General features: G+C 27.7%; 15 protein-coding genes and 1 pseudogene. 10 read left to right on the plus strand and 6 right to left on the minus strand.

The window, feature by feature from the left end; translation table 11 throughout:
* Positions 1–128: 128 nt before the first annotated feature.
* From Q0G30_RS12295 to Q0G30_RS12305, 3 genes are all read right to left on the minus strand, one after another.
* On the minus strand, positions 129–614 hold the full coding sequence (locus Q0G30_RS12295) for a hypothetical protein (RefSeq protein WP_294390478.1): 486 nt from the start codon (positions 612–614) through the stop codon (positions 129–131).
* Between the two features lie 66 nt (positions 615–680).
* Positions 681–1,604, minus strand: coding sequence for a hypothetical protein (locus Q0G30_RS12300; RefSeq protein WP_294390480.1), 924 nt, complete (start codon positions 1,602–1,604; stop codon positions 681–683).
* A gap of 31 nt (positions 1,605–1,635) precedes the next feature.
* The gene (locus tag Q0G30_RS12305; protein WP_294390482.1) at positions 1,636–2,205 is read right to left on the minus strand and encodes a hypothetical protein; all 570 of its coding nucleotides are present in this window, start codon (positions 2,203–2,205) and stop codon (positions 1,636–1,638) included.
* A gap of 458 nt (positions 2,206–2,663) precedes the next feature.
* Here Q0G30_RS12305 and Q0G30_RS12310 point away from each other — a divergent pair, with 458 nt between their 5' ends.
* The 6 genes from Q0G30_RS12310 (at position 2,664) to treR (ending at position 10,667) form a co-directional block, all read left to right on the plus strand.
* Positions 2,664–4,106 carry an FAD-dependent oxidoreductase gene (locus Q0G30_RS12310; protein ID WP_294390485.1) on the plus strand — a complete coding sequence of 481 codons (1,443 nt, stop codon included), beginning with the start codon at positions 2,664–2,666 and terminating at the stop codon, positions 4,104–4,106.
* A gap of 155 nt (positions 4,107–4,261) precedes the next feature.
* Positions 4,262–6,187 (plus strand): oligopeptide transporter, OPT family, encoded by a 1,926-nt coding sequence (locus Q0G30_RS12315; RefSeq protein WP_294390488.1) that lies wholly within the window; start codon positions 4,262–4,264, stop codon positions 6,185–6,187.
* Positions 6,177–6,521: a PqqD family peptide modification chaperone gene (locus tag Q0G30_RS12320; RefSeq protein WP_294390494.1), complete on the plus strand. Its 345-nt coding sequence runs from the start codon at positions 6,177–6,179 to the stop codon at positions 6,519–6,521. Before Q0G30_RS12315 ends, Q0G30_RS12320 begins: the two co-directional genes overlap by 11 nt.
* Before the next feature lie 232 nt (positions 6,522–6,753).
* Entirely contained in the window at positions 6,754–8,160 is a 1,407-nt protein-coding gene (gene treP, locus Q0G30_RS12325) for a PTS system trehalose-specific EIIBC component (RefSeq protein ID WP_294390496.1), read from the plus strand.
* A gap of 99 nt (positions 8,161–8,259) precedes the next feature.
* The gene (gene treC, locus Q0G30_RS12330) at positions 8,260–9,921 is read left to right on the plus strand and encodes an alpha,alpha-phosphotrehalase (protein WP_294390499.1); all 1,662 of its coding nucleotides are present in this window, start codon (positions 8,260–8,262) and stop codon (positions 9,919–9,921) included.
* Between the two features lie 35 nt (positions 9,922–9,956).
* Positions 9,957–10,667, plus strand: a complete 711-nt coding sequence (gene treR, locus Q0G30_RS12335) for a trehalose operon repressor (protein WP_294390502.1) — start codon at positions 9,957–9,959, stop codon at positions 10,665–10,667.
* Positions 10,668–10,721: 54 nt separating this feature from the next.
* On the opposite strand, the pseudogene Q0G30_RS14445 reads toward treR, so the two are convergent.
* Positions 10,722–11,111, minus strand: a pseudogene (locus Q0G30_RS14445) (FBP domain-containing protein); the annotation flags it as partial.
* 211 nt (positions 11,112–11,322) lie between these two features.
* Here Q0G30_RS14445 and Q0G30_RS12340 point away from each other — a divergent pair.
* Positions 11,323–12,966, plus strand: a complete 1,644-nt coding sequence (locus tag Q0G30_RS12340; protein ID WP_294390506.1) for a potassium/proton antiporter — start codon at positions 11,323–11,325, stop codon at positions 12,964–12,966.
* 73 nt (positions 12,967–13,039) lie between these two features.
* Here Q0G30_RS12340 and Q0G30_RS12345 read toward each other — a convergent pair whose 3' ends face one another.
* Both Q0G30_RS12345 and Q0G30_RS12350 read right to left on the minus strand, forming a co-directional pair.
* Positions 13,040–13,699 carry a TIGR04100 family radical SAM protein gene (locus tag Q0G30_RS12345; RefSeq protein ID WP_294390509.1) on the minus strand — a complete coding sequence of 220 codons (660 nt, stop codon included), beginning with the start codon at positions 13,697–13,699 and terminating at the stop codon, positions 13,040–13,042.
* 19 nt (positions 13,700–13,718) lie between these two features.
* Positions 13,719–14,549, minus strand: a complete 831-nt coding sequence (locus tag Q0G30_RS12350; protein WP_294390511.1) for a pyridoxamine kinase — start codon at positions 14,547–14,549, stop codon at positions 13,719–13,721.
* Between the two features lie 286 nt (positions 14,550–14,835).
* Here Q0G30_RS12350 and Q0G30_RS12355 point away from each other — a divergent pair, with 286 nt between their 5' ends.
* The 3 genes from Q0G30_RS12355 (at position 14,836) to Q0G30_RS12365 (ending at position 17,060) form a co-directional block, all read left to right on the plus strand.
* Positions 14,836–16,020: a M20 family metallopeptidase gene (locus tag Q0G30_RS12355; RefSeq protein ID WP_294390516.1), complete on the plus strand. Its 1,185-nt coding sequence runs from the start codon at positions 14,836–14,838 to the stop codon at positions 16,018–16,020.
* A 35-nt stretch (positions 16,021–16,055) separates the two neighbouring features.
* Positions 16,056–16,706, plus strand: a complete 651-nt coding sequence (locus Q0G30_RS12360) for an HTH domain-containing protein (RefSeq protein WP_294390520.1) — start codon at positions 16,056–16,058, stop codon at positions 16,704–16,706.
* Between the two features lie 165 nt (positions 16,707–16,871).
* Entirely contained in the window at positions 16,872–17,060 is a 189-nt protein-coding gene (locus Q0G30_RS12365; protein WP_294390523.1) for a hypothetical protein, read from the plus strand.
* Positions 17,061–17,134: the final 74 nt, after the last annotated feature.

Raw genomic sequence — 17,134 nt, forward strand, 5'->3', positions numbered from 1 at the left:
ATTACTGGAAATCAAAATTTCCAGTAATATTTGATTTATAAGAAACTATATTACACAAAATTATCTACAGTCTCTAAAAATCTCCTACTAATAAGTTTAAATAAGTAGGAGATTTTTAATTTCTTTATTTAGTTAACATCTGTATCAAAATTTTCTATATTATCTATATCCATAGAAGTATCTTCAATACTATTTGTTTCAACATTAATATCTTCTTGATTATTTACTTCACTATCAATGTTTTTTTCAATATTTATTTCACTATCAATATTCTCTTGATTAAGAGTTTCTGTATCAGATTCCTCTAATTCAATAGTATCTGTATTGATTTTGATATCATTAAGTTCTAATATTTTATTTTCAAGATCTTTAATTTTTTGATTTTTATCCTGAATAATTATATTAGCTTTCTTAATCATTTCTTCAGCTTCAGTTTTAAGTGAATTATATTTTTCTAATAAAAATGCTTCATTATTTTCATAAGAAATAATTTTATTATGTGTAACATTTAGATTTTCAGTTAAATCAAGCATAGTTTGATTATTAAGAGATAATGAGGAAATACCTAAAATACAAGTAGCAGCTAATACAGAAGTCAATTTTCCATAGAACATTTACATCACCATTTCTATTTATCAATAAAGGAAGTCTTAACTTTTAGACTTACTTTCTAAAAATTTTTAATTAGTAGCGGTTAAAGTTGTTGTAACCCCGTCATTATTTGTGACTATTAATTCTACTTCTTTTATAGTTTTAGAAACAGAAGTAGAATATACACCTGGATTTAAAATGTTTGAATATGTAGCATTACCCCAAATACCTTGTCCATATTTATTACCATTTGAGTCATTTAAGTATCCATCCCAAGTTTTATCTTTTCTTGTAACCTTTCCATTTTCATCAGTAAGCTTTATCACAATGTTTCCTTTTTTACTCATTGATAAATCTATAGTTTCAGGTAATTCAAAAGTTACTTGAGTATAGTCTTTATAAAAATACACTTTTAAATTTTTAACAGTAGGAATAGAAGTATCAACAACTGAAGAATCTAATTTACCAGTAATATTTTCTAACTCTTTACTCGTTAAAGGCGTAGCATCAGCATTAATTTCATTAACAGTTTCTAAAGTGTCTGCAATATATTGATTAGCTTTATCTATTTCTGCAGTAGTTGCTTCTTTCAATGCGTCTATTTCACTTTCTAATCTAGCTTTTTCACTTTCTAATGCAGCTTTTTCAGTTTCTAATGCTTCTATCTTATCATTTAAATCTTTTATATTTGAAGCATTATCTTTTAATTGTTCTTTTAAATTAGCAATTTCCTCTTCTTTTTCTGATATTTGAATTGTTAGAGTTTCAATTTCAGTGTTTTTCTCTTCGATTATTGAGTTAGCCTTAGCGATTTCAGCTTCAGCATTGGCTTTGATTTCTCCATATTTGCTTACTAAATATTCTTCATTACTTTCATATTGAGTAATCTTATTTTTAGTAAGCTCTAAAGCGTTTGTAAGCTTATCCATATTATCACTATTAAGTACTGATACTACTACACTTGTAGTTAAAGTTCCAGCAATTAAATAACACATAATATTTTTTCCTAGCATTTATTATCCATCCTTTGTATTTTATTTGCATTTAGTAATTTAATAATTTAACAATTTCTTCTTTTGTTAAAGGCTCGCCTAAATTATTTACTGAATTTATTTCATCAGTAATACCATCTATAATAGTTTTAAACTTATCTTCAATGATATATAAAGATTCTTTATTTATTTCAACAAATAAATTTTCAAGTTGATTTAAATATTTATCCTTTTCCGAATTAACTTCAATTATTTCAGTAGTTAGAGAGTGAATTTCGTTTAATAAAATTTCTTTTTCTAATAAAACGTTTCCAATTTCTTCGTTTAGTTTATCGTTAGCTTCAGCATTAGTTAATTGTGATTGAAGTTTTTTTAACTTATCATTAAGAGATTTTAATTCATAATTTAATTTTTGTATTTCTTCTTCTTTATTAAATAAATCAGAATTTAGTCTGTTAAACTCTTCCTCTGAAGCATTTTTATACTCTTGATACTTATTAGATAAAAGAAGATTCTCATTACTTAATTTAAGATTTTGACCTTTAATATGTAGAATTCCAATAGTAAAGAAAGTAATAGATGTTAAAACAGCTATTAATATATAGAGTTTTTTTTCTTTCACCAACCCCACCTCCTTACTTTTGATATACAATTTAAATTTGGTTAGCTAACCAAAAGGAAGTATAGCATAACGCAATAAGTATGTAAAATTCATTGAAATATGCTAATAAAACTTAATAAAAGAATAATAAAATAGAAAAATTAATATAATTTGTCGTATTTGCTCGATATAAGTCTGGATAAGGAGTTTTAATATGGTAAATCTTGAAATGTTTAATTAAATAAAAAACTAAGTAAAAAGCCTTAAAATAATAAGTTTTGTCGTATTTAGTCGAATAAAAACATGAATTAATATTCTTAAATCAATATATATGAGGTAAAGATTTTGTAAACATTCAGTAAAGTTATTTAAAAGGAAGTATTATGAAAAATATTTAAAATAGTAAATGCTATTATGCTTATTTTTATATAGCTGCATACAGATTTATAAAAGTGAAACAATATAATGGAGGTGATTTGATGAAATCAATATGGGATGAAAGTTGTGAATTTGATAAAAGAGAAGAACTAAAAGGTGATATAAAAACTGATATTTTAATTATTGGAGCAGGAATAACAGGAATATTAATAGGTTATTTTCTAAAACAAAATGGTAGAGAGGTAGTATTAATTGATAAATCTGAGATTGCAAGGGGAAATACAAGAAATACTACTGCAAAGATAACATCACAGCATGATTTAATTTACAATAAATTAATACAAGAGTTTGGAGAAGAAAAGGCTAAGCAATATGCAAGAGCCAATGAGTTAGCTATAAGAAAGTATAGAGAAATTATTAAAGAAAGAAAAATAGAATGTGATTTTGAGGAACTCCCTGCATATATTTATTCTTTAAATGATACAGATTTATTAAAAAAGGAAGTAGATGCAGCTAGACATTTAGGAATAGATGCAGAATATGTAGAAAAAGTTGATCTTCCATTAGAGGTTAAGGGTGCTGTTAAATTTAATAATCAAGGACAGTTTAATCCACTAAAATTTTTAAAAGATATTTCAAAAGAATTAACTATATATGAAAATACTAAAGCAATAAAAATAGAAGAAAATTTAGTAAGTACAGATAAAGGGAATATAGTAGCCAATCATATAGTAATAGCTACCCATTATCCAATAATAAATGCACCAGGATATTATTTTATGAAAATGCATCAAGAGAGATCTTATGTTATAGCCTTAGAAAATGCAGATAATAATATTAAGGGAATGTATATAGATTATGAAAAGCAAGGTTATTCATTTAGAAATTATAAAGGATTACTATTGTTAGGTGGTATAAGTCAAAGAACTGGTGAAAATGAAAGTGGAGGAAGTTACGATAAATTAAGAAATATTGCAAAGGATCTTTATCCAAACTCAAGGGAAAAATGTCATTGGTCAGCACAGGATTGTATGACTATTGATGGAATACCTTACATAGGAAAATATGCTGATAGTACACCTAATATATATGTAGCTACCGGCTTTAATAAGTGGGGAATGACAAGTTCTATGGTATCAGCTATGATAATATCTGATTTGATATTAGAAAAAGATAATGATTTTTCAGAGATATTTTCACCAAAAAGGTTTGATTTATCATTATCAATTAATAATATTGCTAATGATTTAGTTAAAACAGCTAAAAACTTTATAGCTCAAAAGATATCTATACCAAGTAGTGAAATACAGCATATTAAAAATGGTCATGCAGGAATTGTTGATTATAACGGGCAAAAGGTTGGAGTATATAAAGATGAAAATGGAAAAGAGTTTATTGTATCAACAAAATGTTCTCACTTAGGATGTGAACTTCATTGGAATGCAGATGAATTAACATGGGACTGTCCATGTCATGGATCAAGATTTGACTATACAGGAAAATTAATAGAAAGTCCTGCAAATAAAGATATAGTGGGGGATTAGTGATAAATCAAATTTTATAAACAAGGTAAATAGTGGAATATGTAATCTTTATTTATGTGAAAAATGAAATAAGGCAATAAATATATTGCAGTAATAGTAGAAAATTAATATACTAATTTTATGCTACAGTAATAAAACGAAGGAGGAGATTATATATGAAGAATAAATTACCTAAGGAAGCTTATGGTGGTGTCCATGGAAAAGACTATGTTCCATATATAACCGATAAATCAAAAAAAGGAGCTAATATTGCTGTGATGATGATTGGAATAATATTAGCTATTATATTTGCAGCATCAACCGCTTATTCTGGTATGAAGTCAGGATTGACAGTAGCAGCAGGAATACCAGGGGCAATAATAGGTTCAATGTTTATAGGTGTATTTGCTAAAGATAAAGGAATACTTGGCAAAAATATAACACAAGGAATGTCAAGTGGTGGAGAATCAATAGCAAGTGGTATGATATATGTTTTACCAGCTATTATTCTAATCGGAAGTGATTTCACTTTCTTAGAAGGGATAAGTGTAGGAATAGGTGGAGCATTATTTGGAATAGGAGCTTTATCATTAGTTTATAACTATTTGATAGTTGAAGAACATGGAAAGCTAATGTATCCAGAATCAATGGCAATATCTGAAACATTAGTAGCATCAGAAGGTGGTGGAGATGCTATTAAGTTTATGGGGATAGGTTTTGGAATAAGTGGAATTATTAATGTTTTAACAGGATCATTTTTAAATATAATTAATAATACAGTTACTTATGTGGGAAGTAAATTTTATAAATGGAAATTTTCTATTGAAGTAAATCCACTTTTATTAGGAATAGGATTTATAGTTGGATTAGAAGTTTCGGTAACTATGCTTGCAGGATCAATATTATCTAATTTTGGTATTGCACCATTAATAGGATACTTTACAGATATGGCACAAAGTAATGCTAATGCATGGAATGACACAACAGTTCTTATAAGCCAAATGGATGTAAATGCTATAACTGGAAGTTATGTTAAGTATATAGGTGCAGGTATGATGCTGTGTGGAGGTATAATAGGAGCTCTTAAACTTATACCAACTATAGTTGTTTCTATAAAGGAAACACTAAAGGCAAAATCATCCAAGGATGGTAATGGAGAAAATAGTTCAGGTGAAATGATATTCCTTTTAGCTGGTGTTGTGATAGCATTTGTAGCAGGATTCTTTATTTCACAAAGTATTGTAATGGCAATAGTATCTGCAATAGTTTCATTAATATTATCATTATTATTTGTAATAGTTGCTGGTCGTTTAACTGGTACAATAGGAACATCAAATCTTCCTGTTTCAGGAATGACAATTGCTTCATTAGTAATATTAACATTAGTATTTGTAATAATGGGATGGAAAGGGCAAGCAGATAATAAATCATTACTTTTATTTGCAGCATTTATGGTTGTAGCAATATCAGTAGCAGGTGGATATAGCCAATCACAAAAAGTAACTTATGTTATAGGTGGAAGTAAGAAAGAAATGCAAAATTATTTTGCAATAGCAAGTATTATAGGTGTTATTGTTACTACAGGAACAATATTAATACTTTCTAGTCAATTAAGAATTACTGGAGCAGATGCGCCGTTTGCCTTACCACAAGCAAATTTAATGTCTACATTAACTTCAGGTATAATGTCAGGAAATTTACCATGGCCAATGATTATAGTTGGTATTGTTATGGCTTTATTTTTATTCTTATTAGATTTACCAATAATGACAATTGCAATAGGATTTTACTTACCTATAGCTACAACTACAATTATTTTAGTTGGAGCATTAATACGTGTATTTATTGAAAAAATGAGTAAGAGTGAAGAAGAAAAGGAAGTTAAAGTTGCAAATGGAATAAGCCTTTCATCAGGACTTGTTGCAGGTGGTTCTATTATAGGATTAGTAGGGATTATACTACAAGTAACAGGATTAATAAAACCAAGAGTTCCAAGTGGATTTGCCGCTAGCAACATGATGGGAATATTATTGTTAATAGTGTTAGTTATAGCTACTACAGTTCCGATTATGATGTCAAAGGTGAAGAAGCATGAAAGATAATGAGGAGATTTTAAGTTTAAAATTTAGAATTTGTGATAATGTTGAGTATAAGGTTGACGATAATGGAATAGTTACAATTTTCGAAAAGCAAGATCATAAAATTCAAAAATTTTTTAGAAGGTTAAGGTTCAATATACCCTTATATAAGGAAATTGCCCTTGATAAGATTAGTAGTGAAGTATTTACACAGATTGATGGTGTGAGAACTGTTAAAGAAATAGGAGAGTACTTAGAAGTAAAGTTTGGAAATGAAGTAAGTCCACTTTATGAAAGACTACTTGTTTTTCTTAATCATATTGATGTAAATTGTCATTATATTGAAAAGGTTAATTAAGTAAATTTATTAATATTATAAATTCAATTAATTAAGATTAGAATAATAATTATAAGGCATAGGATTAGATATTTAAGTCTAATCCTATTTTTATATTCTTGTACAAAAATAGAGGGAAAAGATTACCTATGAAAACTATTTCAAAAGGCTATTGACAAACATATACGTACAAGTTATTATTAAAACATAAGGCATACATATACGTATATGTTCTGAGTAAGGAGGTAAAGTGATGGGAAAATATATTGACGATTCAAAAGCGTTATTGAAATATGTAGGTGGCAAAGAAAATATTAGTGCAGTTACACATTGTGTTACTCGTATGAGATTTGTGTTAAAAGATACAAGTATAGCAGATAAGGAAAAAATAGAATCATTAAAATCTGTAAAAGGAACTTTCATTCAAGCTGGTCAATTCCAAGTAATAATAGGAAATACAGTAACTGATTTTTATAATGATTTTGTAAAGGTTTCAGGTGTTGAAGGAGTAAGTAAAGATAATGCTAAAGATGCAGCAAAATCAAATATGACTTTTCTTCAAAGACTTATGGCAAATTTAGCAGAAATATTTTCACCACTTATTCCAGCAATTATAGTTGGAGGTCTTATATTAGGATTTAGAAATATTATTGGTGATGTAAAGTTTTTTGAAAATGGTACAAAGACTTTAATTGAAATATCACAATTTTGGGCAGGAACTCATAGTTTTTTATGGCTAATTGGTGAAGCAATATTCCACTTCCTACCTGTAGGAATAGTATGGGCTATAACTAAAAAGATGGGAACTACTCAAATACTTGGTATAGTATTAGGTATTACGTTAGTATCACCACAACTTTTAAATGCATATGCAGTATCTGGTGGAGCAGATATTCCATTCTGGGATTTTGGGTTTGCTAAAGTTAATATGATTGGTTATCAAGCGCAAGTTATTCCAGCAATTTTAGCAGGATTTGTATTAGTTTACTTAGAGAGATTCTTTAGAAAAATATCACCAGCAGCTATTTCTATGATAATAGTACCATTCTTCGCATTAGTACCATCAGTATTAATTGCACATACAGTACTTGGTCCTATAGGCTGGAAAATTGGAGATATGATTTCAACAGTAGTATATTCAGGATTAACATCATCATTTAGTTGGTTATTTGCAGGTGTATTTGGATTTGTTTATGCACCATTAGTTATTACTGGTTTACATCATATGACAAATGCTATTGATCTTCAATTAATGTCACAAGTTGGTGGTACATTATTATGGCCAATGATTGCGCTATCAAATATAGCTCAAGGTTCAGCAGTACTTGCAATGATATACTTACAAAGAAAAAATGAAGAAGAAAAACAAGTTTCAATACCAGCATGTATTTCAGCATATTTAGGAGTAACAGAACCAGCATTATTTGGTGTTAACTTAAAGTATGGATTCCCATTTATATGTGGAATGATTGGATCAGGAATTGCTGCTGTAATATCAGTTGCAAGTGGAGTAATGGCTAATGCAATAGGTATTGGAGGAATTCCAGGAATACTTTCAATTCAACCAAAACACATGTTAATGTTTGCTGTAGCAATGGTAGTAGCTATAGTAGTTCCATTTGTGTTAACAGTAATTGTTGGCAGAAAAAAATTAAGCTAAAAAATAGATTAAAAATTACAATATAAGGATGATATATTGAAGTCAAGTAAATTGATGGATATATCATCCATTATTTGCTAGGAGAAGGAGATAGTTAAAATGAAAGATTTTAGAGAAAGTGTAGTTTATCAAATATACCCTAAGTCATTTAATGATTCAAACGGAGATGGAATTGGAGATATAAACGGAGTAACAGAAAGATTAGATTATTTAAAAGAACTTGGTGTAGATTATATATGGTTAACTCCTGTTTATGTATCTCCTCAAAAAGATAATGGATATGATGTAGCAGATTATTATAAGATAGATCCTAGAATGGGGACTATGGAAGATTTCGATAAGCTTGTAGTAGAAGCAAATAATAGAAATATAGATATTATGTTAGATATGGTATTCAATCATACTTCTACAGAACATGAGTGGTTTAAAAAAGCATTAAATGGTGACAAGAAATATAAGGATTTTTATATATTTAAAGAAGGGAAAAATAATGAACCCCCAACTAACTGGATTTCTAAGTTTGGAGGTAATGCATGGGAGTATGTAGAAGAATTCAATGAATATTATCTTCACTTATTTGATGTTACACAAGGTGATTTAAATTGGGACAATAAAGAAGTTAGAGATGAAATATATAAGGTAGTAAACTTCTGGTTAGATAAAGGAGTAAAGGGATTTAGACTAGACGTAGTTAATCTTATTTCTAAACCGGAAATATTTGAAGATGATAATATAGGTGATGGAAGAAGATTTTATACAGATGGACCTAACATTCATGAGTATCTAAAAGAACTTAATAAAAATACATTTGGTAAGTATGAAGATGTAATAACAGTAGGAGAAATGTCTTCAACATCTGTTGATAATTGTATTAAGTATTCAAATCCAGATGAAAAAGAGCTATCAATGGTATTTAACTTCCACCATTTAAAGGTTGATTATAAAAATGGTGATAAGTGGACAATGATGGACTTTGACTTTAAAATGCTAAGAGATATATTTAAAGAATGGCAAGAAGGAATGCAAGAAGGTAATGGATGGAGTGCTGTATTCTGGTGCAATCATGACCAACCTAGAGCAATATCAAGGTTTGGAAATGACAAAAAGTATCATAATGAAAGTGGGAAAATGTTAGCGACAACTATTCATATGATGAGGGGAACACCATATATTTATCAAGGTGAAGAGTTTGGAATGACTAATCCTTATTTTGATACAATAGAAGAATACAGAGACGTTGAGTCAATAAATTATTATGATATATTAAAAGAGCAAGGCGAATCAGAAGCTGATATTTTAGAAATTTTAAGATCAAAATCAAGAGATAATTCAAGAACTCCAATTCAATGGAATAATGAAGAAAATGCTGGCTTTACAACTGGAACACCATGGATACCAGTAGCAAAATCTTATAAAGAAATAAATGCAGAAAATGCTCTTAAAGATGAGAACTCTATTTTTTATCATTATAAAAAATTAATATCATTAAGAAAAGAATATGATGTTATTTCAAAGGGTAATTTCAATATGATTTTAGAAGATAACAATAGAGTACTTGGGTATACTAGAAATTATGAAAATAAAACATTAGTTGTTTTAAATAATTTCTATGGAGAAGAGGCAAAGGTAGATATTCCATCAGAATTATTAGAAAATAACAATGTTAAAGTATTAATATCTAACTACTGTAATGAAGTTGAATTAAATAAAGAAATGATTCTTAGACCATATGAATCAATAGTTTATTATATTGAGAAATAGTATATTTATATGATAAAATTACTATGGTGATATAAATGGATAAAAAGTATTTAAATATATATAACATTATAGTAAATAAAATAGAAAGTAAAGAATATCAAAGTAATGATAAGTTACCATCAGAAAAGGAACTAATGGATCAATATAATGTATCTAGGGATACTGTTAGAAAATCTTTAAATATGTTAGAACAAAATGGATATATACAAAAGACTAAAGGAAAAGGATCTTTTGTATTAGATATAAACAAATTTAACTTCCCAGTATCAGGTGTGGTTAGTTTTAAAGAAATTGCTCAAAAGTCTACTAGTAATATAGAAACTTTTGTTGAGTTTTTGGATTGCATATATCCTAAGAAAAATATAGCAAGAGGATTGGAAATTACTGAAGATGAAAAGGTGTGGAAGATTATTAGAACAAGATCCTTTGATGGAGAAAAGGTAATTTTAGATAAAGATTATATGATTAAAAGGTTTGTAGACAATCTTACATATGATGTATGTAAGAATTCCTTATATGAATATGTAGAAGATGTATTAGGATTAAAAATTGCATATGCTAAGAAGGAAATAACAGTGCAAAATGTAACTGAAGAAGATAAAAAATATCTAGATATGAAAGGCTTTGATATGATAGTAGTAGTAAAAAGTTATACATATTTAGATGATACAAGTTTATTTCAATATACAGAATCAAGGCACAGACCAGATAAGTTTGTATTTGTTGATTTTGCAAGAAGACATTAAAAGGAAAGTAAAACTTTAAAAAATAGAGCTACCATATATTATAGTAGCTCTATTTTAGTATTTTATTCTATTAACAGTTTTTAATAATTTCTCAAGTTTTTCAGTGGAGATAATTCTTTCATTACATTCAGTACTATTTAAACATATATGAAAACCTAGTGATTTATAATCATCTTCACTTCTTGGCTTACAAATAGGTGAGACAAATGCAACTTCACTTTCAGAGCCAATATGGTTACAAAGAGTACATATATTAGAACTTTTAGTCTTAGAGGAAGTTAGTCTTCAGGCCATTCCTAAAAGTTTACCATTCATATTATAAGTAATAATGAGTTTATTTGTTGATTCATCAATCCAACCTAGATATACAAGTTTTGATTTTTCTATATTTAAGTCAGGAATTTTAAGTTTCTTTTCCTTTTTAAATATTTTAGTAAGTTCACTTTTTGTTAAATTGACTATGTATGTGGAACTACTATTACAGATACATTAGCTTTAGTATTATATAGAAGTAAAAATAGCTATTTTATCTTTATTAAAAGATAAAATAGCTATTTTTTAAGTTTTTGGAAATTTTTATACTCAGATAGATAAAATAATGAATATTATAAAAAAGAAGAGTATCAATCATATAAATTTAGGAAGGAGGTAATCTATGATAAAAATAATGATTGTTTGTGGGTTAGTATTATTAATGTGTATAACTTCTACTAAAATATTATATAGGTTTGGTGTACCAATTCTTTTGGTATTTATAGTGTTTGGAATGCTATTCGGAGTGGATGGAATTGTTGGAATATGTTTCGATGATTATCAGTTAGTTAGTAAAATAAGTACTATAGCTTTGATATTTATAATGTTTTATGGGGGATTTGGAACTAACTGGGGTATGGCGAAACCTGTAGCAATACAATCAATTTTTTTGTCAACACTAGGAGTTGTTTTTACAGCTATATTAACAGGTTTATTTTGTTTTTTTGTATTTAAAACTACCTTATTAGAAGGATTACTTATAGGATCAATAGTTGGATCTACGGATGCAGCATCTGTATTTGCAATATTAAGATCTCAGCGGTTAAATTTGAAGGGGTCAATTGCATCTATGTTAGAGTTGGAAAGTGGTAGTAATGATCCATGTGCATATATGCTTACAGTAATAATATTAGGATTAATGTCTGGTGGTGGATATGGTAATATAATCCCAATGATATTAAAGCAGATTATAGTAGGAGTAGTTATTTCAGTTGTGTTAGCTAAATTATCCGTTTATTTATTAAGACATGCTAAATTTGAAATAGAGGGATTTTATCCAATTTTTATAACTGCTATCGCAGTATTAGCTTACTCAGTAAGTGAATATTTTTCGGGAAATGGATATTTAAGTGTTTATATTACAGGTATTATTATAGGAAATGCTAAAATACCTCATAAGAAGAGTATATTTCAATTTTTTGATGGAATATCATGGATTATGCAAATTATGTTATTCTTTTTACTTGGGTTAGTAGCATCGCCATCTAAAATACCATCAGTTATGGTTAAGGGCATATCAATTTCAATATTTATGATTTTTGTAGCAAGGCCAGTTGCAATATTTAGTATTTTATATTGGTTTAAAGCACACATAAAAGAAAAAATTTTTATATCCTGGGTTGGAATAAGAGGGGCAGCATCAATAGTTTTTGCTATATTTGCTGAAACATATGGAGTGTCAATAAATAATGACATTTTTCATATCATATTTTTTATAGCATTATTTTCAGTGGCAGTACAAGGTACTGCTATTCCAAAATTAGCCAAAAAGTTAGATTTGATAGATAATAACGAGTCTGTTTTAAAGACTTTTAATGATTATAAAGAAGATAAGAGTACAAGACTTATAGAATTTACAATTGATGAACACAATATTATAGCTAATAAAACAATAATGGATGCTAATATACCTGAAGATATTCTTGTAGTAATGATAAAGAGAAATGGTGATGTATTTGTGCCAAACGGATCTACAGAAATTTTACCTGGAGATATATTAGTGTTATCAGGAAATAAGCTTAAACATTTTAATGAGTATAAGGAGGAAAAAAGTACTACTTTAACAGAGGTTTCTATTGAGAAAAAAAGTAATTTGATTAATAAACCTATAAAAGATGCTAATATTCCAGATGATGTTCTTATAGTTATGATAAAAAGAAAGGGAGAAGTAATAGTCCCTAATGGAAATACAGTAATTCTTCCAGAGGATATATTAGTTATAACATCAAATAATATGGAAGAAATAGAAGATTTATTAACAGTATAATTATTGGTGATGAATTATATAAAAGATATCAAAAAGATGCTCCCTAGATAGAGCATCTTTTATTTTTTATATATTATTCAAAAGGCCTTACTCTTAACCTTATGCCTAAATCATCACATACTTTTTGACTTGCCTTAATATCGTCCTCACCAATACAATCAACAACGGTGAAAACAACATTAGGAATATAAGATTTACATGATACGGCAAATTCCTTCATAGCATCATAAGATTTAATTCCAAATTTACTTTTAGTTATTTCATAAAATTCTTTAGCTGTTGGGGCATTAAGACTTATGGAAACAGTATCAATTAATCCTTCTAATAAAGGTGCAACTTCTTTTTTATTAATTAGATCTCCTAAACCGTTAGTATTAATTCTAATTGGAATTTTTGAATTTCTTTCTTTTATATATTTAGAAACTTCAATTATTGCATCTAGTCTTTCAGTTGGTTCTCCAAAGCCACAAAATATAATTTCATCATAAAGATTAATATTTATAGATTCAAACTCACTAATTACTTCTTTTACTGTTGGTTCTTTTTCCAACCATAGACTATTAGATTCAAGCATTTTTTTAGTTTGTCTTAAACAAAATGTACATGCGCATGGACAACGGTTAGTCAAATTTACATATATATTTTTCTTTATACCATTAGATTCCATTTCTTCAATTGTTATATTTTTTAAGCTTATAAAATTTCCATTATCACTAGTATATAGAATAACCATATTACCCCATCCTTTTATATTATTTTAATTCAGTTAAGAATTCTTCAAAGCAAACACCATAGTTATTTGGTAGGTTTAAATCAGTAGTAAATTTTAATGATTTACTAATAAAGTCTGTTGCTTTTTTTACTGCATCTGCAAAATCTTCACCTTTAACAAGACTAGCAGATACAATAGAAGAGAAAACATCACCAGTTCCAGAGCGATCTTCCCCTATTTTTTCAACCTCTATAATTTTATAAGGTTTATTAATTTCAAATATAAAATTTTCTATTGCTCCTTGTCTTTGTAAGCCAGTAATTACTATTTTACTTGGACCCTGAAGAGATAATCTTTCACATAATAAATATAATTCTTCGTGTGTGGGAGTATCAGCAGGATAAGATAAATCTAATAATCTACAAAGTTCAGTAAGGTTAGGTGTTAATACATCTGCATATTTAATTAGGTTTTGCATTTCTTTGCACATTTCATCTGTATAAGTAGAATAAAGCTTGCCATAGTCGCCCATAACAGGGTCTATTAAAACTATATTATTATCAGTTTTAAATTTATCTAAAAAGTCTATTACTATCTTAATTTGTTCTTTAGAACCTAAAAAGCCTGTGCATATTCCATCAAAGTTTAATCCAAGGATTTCCCAATTATTAATATATTCTTTCATCTTAGGGGTATAATCTTCAAAAAAGAAGTTATTAAATCCAGTATGATTTGAAAGTATAGCTGTTGGTATGAAACAACATTGAACTTTAAGTGCTGAAATAATAGGCAATGAAACGGCTATGGAACATCTACCAAAACCTGTTATGTCATTTATAAGAGCTATTTTTTTTTGATTAAATCCCATCATTCTTTTCACATCCTTTAAATATTAATTATAAAAGAAGAATTTGGGAAAATCAATTTTAGAAGCTTTGTAACGATACAATATTGTATTTATAAAAATTAAGAAGGTATGTCATAATGAATTTAAAAATTTAAGGTAATATAATTTTTGATTTTGTTAAAATTTTTTAAATAAAAAAAAACTAGACTATAGATGTCTTATTTAGAGAATACTATATAAATTAAAAGTGAATTAATTCATAAAAATAAATAAAATTTAAAGTTAATTTAAAAGTAAATGAGGTATGGATATGAATAAATTTATAGAACAAGCCAAATTAATAAAAGATGATATTATAAGTTATAGAAGAACTATTCACGAAAATCCTGAAGTAGGTGCAGAATTACCTAAAACAAAAGCTTATGTAATGGAGAAGCTAAGAGAGTTTGGATATGATCCAAAAGAAATATGTGAAAGTGGTATAGTTGCTACAATCCAAGGAAATAAAGTAGGAAAAACATTTTTATTAAGAGCTGATATGGATGCACTTCCAATGGAGGAAGCTACTGAATGCGATTTTAAATCAAATAATGGTTGTATGCACTCTTGTGGACATGATATGCATACAGCAATGCTTCTAGGAGCTGCAAAGTTACTTAAAGAAAATCAAGATGAAATAGAAGGAACTATTAAGTTAGTATTCCAACCAGATGAAGAAGGGTTTACTGGAGCAAAAAAAATGTTAGAAGCAGGGGTACTTGAAAATCCTAAAGTTGACGCTGCAATGGCAATGCATGTACATTCTGGAACACCATCAAATGTTGTGCTATGTGGGTTAGGAACTAGTATAGCAGGATGTAATAGATTTAGAATAGTTGTAAATGGAACGGGATGTCATGGAGCAATGCCAGAGCTTGGAGTAGATCCAATTAATATAGCAGCTCATATATATATATCATTACAAGAAATAATATCGAGGGAAATATCAGCTACAAAACCGGCTGTAGTAACAATAGGAAAATTTGTAGGTGGGGAAGCACCAAACATAATACCAGGAGAAGTTATTATGGAGGGAACTATAAGAAGCTTAGACAAAGAAGTCGGAGAGTTTATATTTAACAGAATAAAAGATATAGTTGAATCTACTGCTAAGATGTTTAGAGGAGAAGCTAAGTTAATAGAATTATCATCAGTACCACCATTGGCTAATGATACTGATTTAGCTAAAGAGCTTACATCTTATGTGAAGGATTTAGTAGGAGAAAAAGCTGTGTGCTTATTTGAAGGAGGAGGAATGGGGTCAGAGGATTTTGCATCTTACTCATATGAAGTTCCAAGTGTTTATCTTATGTTAGGTGCTGGTATAAAACAAGAAAATCCTTTATACGGTGAACCAATGCATAATGAAAAAGTAGTATTTAATGAAGATATATTAGTTACAGGAGCAGCTATGCATACATATTGTGCTATTATGTGGTTAAAAAATAATAAATAAGCACAGTAGAATTGAAAAAATGAAAGGTAAAAATAATGAGATTATTAGATATTGTATTTTACCTCTTGAGAAGTAGTTCTAAAGTTACGATTAGTGAACTTTCAAGAATTTATAATGTATCTACAAGGACTATAAAAAGAGATCTAGATAAACTATCAATATTAGGTATTCCTATAATAATTCATAGGGGAAAAAATGGTGGTGTTGAGATAGATGAGGATTATGTAATAAGAAGACAAATGTTAACATATAATGATTTTGAAGAATTAATTTTAGCATTATATATTGGGGAAAATATAAGTAAAAATATAGATAAATCATTTTTAATTGATAAGTTTAGAATTGTAGAAAATGATAAGAGCTCTGAAATTTTAAGTAAGTTTAAAGAAAGATTCATAGTAGATTTATATGAAGAAAAGTTCGATACTAAAAGTGAAATTTGTAAGAAAATTGATACAGCTTTAGATAGTAAATGCTTTATAGAGATAGAAACAAGAAAAGGAAAATCAGTTATAATTCCAATTTCATATGTTTTAAGAAAAGAAGGATTATGTTTATATTGTTATAGTGAAGAATATAATCTTATATTAATAAATGAAATATATAATGTTAAAATTCTTAATAAAAGTTATGATAATAATATAGTTAGTTATATAGATAATAAAAAGAATTTAAAGGTAATATAAAACAGAATTTGTTAAATTCTAGAAACAAGACATTAAATGTCTTGTTTTTTTGTTATTATTATTAAAGTAATCAATAAGTTATATTAATTGATAATTTGTATTTTGATGTAAAGATTATAAGGATTAAAGAGAATAAATGATGAATTTAGGAGCGAAATCAAAAAAATGGGTAAAAAGATCATATTATTTATGGTTATATTTACTGTTTTGTTAAGTGGGAATACTTTAGTATTTTCTAGTAAGATTAATTTTTATAATAGTTCAGTAGCTGAATTAGATAAAATAAATTTTAATAGTTTATCCTCAAAGGATGGGTTAACAAGTGATCTTATAACTTATATTTATCAAGACTAAATAGGATATATGTGGATAGGTACTGAAGATGGATTAAATCAATACAATGGAAATATAGTAGTTCAATATAATTA

The sequence above is a fragment of the uncultured Clostridium sp. genome (assembly GCF_934754925.1).
Taxonomy (GTDB): domain Bacteria; phylum Bacillota; class Clostridia; order Clostridiales; family Clostridiaceae; genus Clostridium.